This window comes from Methanobrevibacter sp., assembly GCF_045126245.1.
GTDB lineage: Archaea > Methanobacteriota > Methanobacteria > Methanobacteriales > Methanobacteriaceae > Methanocatella.
Genome location: NZ_JBGVOG010000087.1, coordinates 1 through 5,752 on the forward strand (window position 1 = coordinate 1; position 5,752 = coordinate 5,752).

At 34.2% G+C, this 5,752-nt stretch carries 6 protein-coding genes; all 6 read left to right on the forward strand.

Translation table 11 applies throughout. From position 1 onward, the window contains the following. Nucleotides 1–85 precede the first annotated feature (85 nt). The 6 genes from ACJMLZ_RS06745 (at nucleotide 86) to ACJMLZ_RS06770 (ending at nucleotide 5,605) form a co-directional block, all read left to right on the forward strand. Complete coding sequence (locus tag ACJMLZ_RS06745; RefSeq protein WP_405304800.1) at nucleotides 86–391, forward strand: hypothetical protein; 306 nt, start codon at nucleotides 86–88, stop codon at nucleotides 389–391. A 1-nt stretch (nucleotide 392) separates the two neighbouring features. Next, nucleotides 393–1,034: a hypothetical protein gene (locus tag ACJMLZ_RS06750; protein WP_405304802.1), complete on the forward strand. Its 642-nt coding sequence runs from the start codon at nucleotides 393–395 to the stop codon at nucleotides 1,032–1,034. Between the two features lie 130 nt (nucleotides 1,035–1,164). Beyond that, nucleotides 1,165–2,727, forward strand: coding sequence for a DUF262 domain-containing protein (locus ACJMLZ_RS06755; RefSeq protein ID WP_405304804.1), 1,563 nt, complete (start codon nucleotides 1,165–1,167; stop codon nucleotides 2,725–2,727). Nucleotides 2,728–2,746: 19 nt separating this feature from the next. Further along, nucleotides 2,747–3,298: a hypothetical protein gene (locus ACJMLZ_RS06760; protein ID WP_405304806.1), complete on the forward strand. Its 552-nt coding sequence runs from the start codon at nucleotides 2,747–2,749 to the stop codon at nucleotides 3,296–3,298. 8 nt (nucleotides 3,299–3,306) lie between these two features. Further along, complete coding sequence (locus tag ACJMLZ_RS06765; protein WP_405304808.1) at nucleotides 3,307–4,983, forward strand: hypothetical protein; 1,677 nt, start codon at nucleotides 3,307–3,309, stop codon at nucleotides 4,981–4,983. Nucleotides 4,984–5,437: 454 nt separating this feature from the next. Further along, a complete protein-coding gene (locus tag ACJMLZ_RS06770; RefSeq protein ID WP_405304810.1) occupies nucleotides 5,438–5,605 on the forward strand; it encodes a hypothetical protein in 168 nt (55 codons plus the stop codon). Nucleotides 5,606–5,752: the final 147 nt, after the last annotated feature.

Here is a 5,752-nt window from a genome sequence, read left to right on the forward strand (position 1 = left end):
TAAAAGAAGACATCGAACTACACAAAAACAGTCTCAATATCATTAATGACTTAATAAGAATACGCTCACAGGAGGTGAAAACCGAATGAAATTCGTCATCAGCGGCTACAGTCCGAACATGATACAGGCAACAGACTTCAGTCTCGACTGGCACCAAGTCAGCGAAGAGGAATTCCAAGCATTGATATATGATGCATACAGTTGCGTCAATCATGAAGACATAGCCAGTGCCATCAACGTGGCACACAACAAGGAACCAGTCCATGCCCGCATCGGAGATATCCTATTATATGCAAACATGGAAAGAGGACAGTTGAAATTCTACTGCATACTCGTATGCAACAGCCTAAGAGAACTAATAAGAGAAGAAGAACTATACGGAGAGATATAAAATGGCATTAAAAACCAAACAAGAAACAATCAAAGAAATAGTAGAAGAAGAATTACCATTCCCAGTAGAAGTGGTAACCGAAGACGAACATGAAGATCAACCTGACAATGAAATTGTCAAAGTAGAAACCAATGCATTACCTGACTATGCAATATTGAATCCTGACATACCAATGTCAGCCAAAGTACATGTTGCAACAAACGTGGCAAATACTCTTGCACCTTTAGTTAGGAATCAAGGCCTTGTTGTCAAAGGATTAAACCGAAGCAACAAAGAAGCCGAATACGTAACCGTTGAAGGATGGGAAGTACTCGGAACATTCCTAGGAATAGTACCAGTAACCACCGTCATCGAAGACATTAAAAATGACAAAGGCAGAATTGTCGGTTACAAAGCAAGAGCCACATTATACCAAAATCCAGTCATTGAGAATGATGAGATTGTAGGTGGCACCGTTATTGCAAGAGCAGAAGCAACTGCAGATAAATCCGGTTTCCAAAAGGATTTATTCGCAATCGCATCAATGGCCCAAACACGTGCTCTCGGCAAGGCGTACAGAATGGGCTTAGCGTGGGTAATGAAGATGGCAGGCTTTGAGGGCACTTTTGCCGAAGACATGCCAAAATACAGAGGTGGAAAATAATACTCATTGAGTTATCTATGAGAAGTTTAAGGAATCCTTTTCATCTGGTTTTCCGATTACCCTTAAACTTGACGAACTGAAAGGCAAAACCATATGTTATTTCAAAATAAAGAAAAAGGAGACATAAAATATGTATAGTGAAGATGTGAATACATTAAGTTTCTTATCAAGAGACCAACAATGTATTTTACCAATATTTCAAAGACCTTACACTTGGGATAGAAATGACCAATGTAAAACCTTGTTTGAGAATATAAGAGATATAGGAATGAATGATGAAAGAGACTCTTGGTATATTGGAGCTATTGTTTGCCAAAACAAAGGACCAAACTTATCAAGACCTACATATGTGTTAATTGATGGTCAACAAAGATTAACATCTGTATCCCTTATTATTTGTGTAATCACCGAATATTTAAGGAAACACCCAAAAACCACATTATCTGGAATTAAAAATTGGGATAGTGCCTTAAAAAAATATATAATTGATTCAGAAGGTGAAGAAGATAAATGGTATCGTTTATTGTTAAATAATGAAGACAAAGAAGACCTTAAAGAGTTAATCTACACCATTTCAGAAGGTGAAGATATCCCAAAATACAAAGGGAAATCTAAAATCTTCAATAACTACCAATTTTTCAAAAGGAACATTAATAAAAACAATATCCGCGCTATATGGAATGGATTGAATAAATTAGAAATGATTCATATCAGATTAGATGAAAAAGATGTTGCACAAAACATATTTGAAACATTAAACTCTACTGGACAATCATTAAGGCAAATAGACCAAATTAGAAACTATCTATTAATGGGAATCAATCCATTAGAAGCCGAAGACATTTACCATCATTATTGGAGACCTATGGAATTAAGATTTGAACGACACGAAGAAGAAACTGGGAGAAATCATTTTGATTATTTCACAAGGTATTATTTGATTCTTAAACTCAATAGGAATGTTCCTTCAAGGACCACTTATGAAAAATTTAGGATTGTATCAGAAAACTTTGAAAATGCTAAGAATTGTATTAAAGAACTCAATGAGTTTTCAGAATATTACTTAAACATTTTTGGAGTTTATGAAACAGATTCCACACTTAAAAAAGAGTTTAACGAATTGGAGTTTGTTAGTTTAAGATTAATGAGCCCATTCTTAATGAAATTATACAAATTGTATGCAAATAAAGATATCACAAAAAAAGATTTCTTAAGAATATTCAAGGTCCTCAAATCATATACTATGAGGAAATCTTTATGTGGGGGATTAGGAAACAGCAGTTCTGATAACATTGCTTTAAGATTATGCAAAGTTATTGAAAATAATGGCACTTATGACGATATTCTTAATGTATTGTTTTCTTATAAAGGGTATACTCGTTTCTTAACAGATGAACAAGTCAAAGAGAATATGTTATTGCAGAACTTTAAAATGTATTCCAAAAATCATTTTGTATTAAGCAAACTTATTAACTTTGAGAGAGTTGCCCCTATTGACACATCTGATTTAAAAATTGATTATGTTTGTTCAAATGTAGATGAAGAGCATATGGATAAATTAGGTAATCTTTCATTAGAGGGTATTGACTTATGTATGGATATTGAAGCAGATTCTAATGAAGAATTTATTGATAAAAGAACTGAAAAGTTAATTGATTTAATTTTAAAAGTGTGGGAATACCCTACACTATAATTTTTTTAAGGTGAATTTTATGGCGTTAAAAAGCAAAACAACAGAAGAAACATCATTTGAAGAACTTGAATGGGAAGCAGAGTTTGTAGATGACGAAACACAAAAACAATTCTTTACCATCAGCGGAAAAGAACAAGACTACGAACCAACATGGGAAAAAATAAACTTCAGAGACCTTGATGTAGGAGACGAATTCGAAGGTAAACCTGAAGTTTGCATCTTCAAAAACGAAGATAAAACATATGATGCTCTCAGATTAAGAGTTATGGACGATGGGGAAATATTAGACCTATATCTTAATTTCCCTAAAAAAGATTACCCATATGTAAGTGGAATTCGTAAATCATTTGATTTCTACCGCCCATGCTTTGATTTCATCTTCAGTATCTTAAGATACAGAGATGAAAGAAACGTAGTCAATAAAGATGGTGAAGAAATCAACCGCTTCAGCAAAGTCAACTTGGAAACATTCGCAAAATATGTTGACCAAATGACAAGAGTAGGGGTCCGAATTACCGAAGGAAATGAAGATTCAGATTATAATAGTTGGATAATCTACAAAATGGAGTAAATGGAACAATGAGTGTGGTAAACCTACCGAATGGCGACACTATTGAAATAGTAATCACCAGTAAAGAACATGAACTATTATACGTGTTCAAAAATAGTGATGGTGTTAAATATGGGGAGTACCGTAATGGTATCCCTGCCACACTTACCAACCAATGCAACATAGCTGCACAAATCAAACAAACTATAGATCCAGAACGTGAGTACAAACCACAAAACCTTAACAAAAAGTTTAATGATGTTAAACAGATACTTCAGTTGAAGTATGAAACACTTATTCTCGAACGTCAGGAAAAACAGGAATCTGAAATACAAGATGCAAAACAAAAGCATCAAGAATTATTAGATAAAGCCAAAAGGAAACTGCAATCAGTTAGCCAACCCTTAATTTATATTGGGTCTTTAGTTGATTGGATTACTGCAGGTGAACGGAACAATATAATTTACGCATTTACCGTATATGCAGGACAAGTTATTATTGGCAATCCTGTGAGTGTAATTGCACTCGGTGAAGCTGGAAGTGGTAAATCCCATATCCAAGAATCCGCAATGGGTTTACTACCTAAAAGTTCAGTTGTTAATGAAAAGAAAATCACCGAAGCAGCATTGTTCAATCGGTCAAAAAAAGACAAGTATTTTTACGATGGTAAAATTGTCAATTATGGAGATATGGGTGGAGCTAGCGACCACGACTTCATGCAAGAATCCAAAAACCTAATGAAAGAATTACAATCAGACGGTTACTTGAACAAACCTTTATCTGTTTTAGATGAAGACGGTAACTGGACAGTTCAAGATTTGGAGTTAATAGGTAGACCATGTTTGACATATACTACTGTTCCGAACCATGATTTCGACGAACAGGAAATGAGCCGAAGCATATTCATAACTCCAAGAATGGATAATCAAAAAATATTCAACCGCAGGAATTCCGCTTTAGAATTCAAACATGGAAAAACATACCTTACCCTTAAGAAGTATGAAAAAGAATTAGAACTTGTTCCATACATGCTTCTACATTTAAAAGAAGTATTATATGATGTGGATATTATCAATCCCCATGTCAATATAGTCATTGACTTCTTGAAACAATCTAATTTTTACAAAAGGGATTTTGATAAATTCAATGGATTGCTTAAAACCATTACTGCTTTGAATTATTACAATCATGATATTATTGAAATTAATGGCAGTAAACTATTGTTAACAAACATTGCAGATGTGCAATTGTTCATGAGTTTACTCCGACCGTATCGTGAAAGTATATCCGCAAACTTATCACCGAAAGCAGTTGACGTTTTGAATGATTACCGTACCCATCATGACGAATGGGTTAATCATGGCAGCAGGGAAGTACTGGAATTAGGTATTACCACCAATGAATATTTTGAACTGCAGAGTCTGGGATTAAGCAAAGGTTCTGTCAGGAAGTATTTCTATGAACTGGCTGACAAAGGATTCTTGAAAATAACAACAAAAGTCCAAAGAAGCAATGTTTATGATTTATCAGATAGTGATTTTGTAAGCATTGACGAAGACTTGAAACACATCAGTGAAACCACTTATAAGAATATTGAGTATGAGATGGGTTCTGAGATTGCAGAATTGGTTCGTAATGACAGTTATGTTGAAGGATTGGATATTATGAATTTTGATAGTGGAGTTGATAAACCAAGATGGCTATGATGAAAAATACTAAAAATACTACAAATACCATAAATACCACGAATACTATGTGTTTTTCAAAATGAGTTTAACGATACCTTTTACATACCCTGACGAATCGAAGTATTTTTAAAAAACCAAAACACCAAAAATGGTGGAAATCGTTTGGTTTGTCGAATAAAAGATTTTCGTTCCGTTTGAAAAATACCATCATGAAAAGTATTTATGAGTATTCATAGTATTTGAAGTATTTATCGTATTCATAGTATTTATGGTATTTTTAAAAAGGTGAATGATTATGGATCTTCTGGAACAACAATTGGAACAAGAAAAAATTAACAAAAAGGAAAAACTGAAAGACTTGTTTTATGTTGATTATTGTAATAATTGTAAAGACCCTAGTATAAGAGGTGTTTATGGTAAGCATTATACTCCTTGTCATCATCCTTGGTATTGTTGGCATGATGGTGGTGAAGTGCAGGCATTAGAATTTAGGTTGGCTCAGTTACGTGAGATTGAACGCACATATCCTTTTTTTCCTGCACGTGAAAAGGAAGAGCTAAGGAAATTGAAGGAACGTAAATGGGAGTTGATTAAGGAGTCTAGGAGGAGCATGCCTAGAATCAAACATGAGAAAAGGTGATTGATTATGGAGTTTAGTAGTGCGTCTTTTATGGATCTATCGATTCAGGATGTTAGTGATATGTTGCAGCAGGACATCTGCAAGTCTGGTAATCGTCAGGCTGGAGCATTATTATATGGTAAAAGTGATGGTAGACGGTTTAAATTA

What these genes read in the sequence shown, in the direction of transcription:
- ACJMLZ_RS06745 (WP_405304800.1), top strand. Translation starts at nt 86, where the DNA reads ATGAAATTCGTCATCAGCGGCTACAGTCCGAACATGATACAGGCAACA.
- ACJMLZ_RS06750 (WP_405304802.1), top strand. Translation starts at nt 393, where the DNA reads ATGGCATTAAAAACCAAACAAGAAACAATCAAAGAAATAGTAGAAGAA.
- ACJMLZ_RS06755 (WP_405304804.1), top strand. Translation starts at nt 1,165, where the DNA reads ATGTATAGTGAAGATGTGAATACATTAAGTTTCTTATCAAGAGACCAA.
- ACJMLZ_RS06760 (WP_405304806.1), top strand. Translation starts at nt 2,747, where the DNA reads ATGGCGTTAAAAAGCAAAACAACAGAAGAAACATCATTTGAAGAACTT.
- ACJMLZ_RS06765 (WP_405304808.1), top strand. Translation starts at nt 3,307, where the DNA reads ATGAGTGTGGTAAACCTACCGAATGGCGACACTATTGAAATAGTAATC.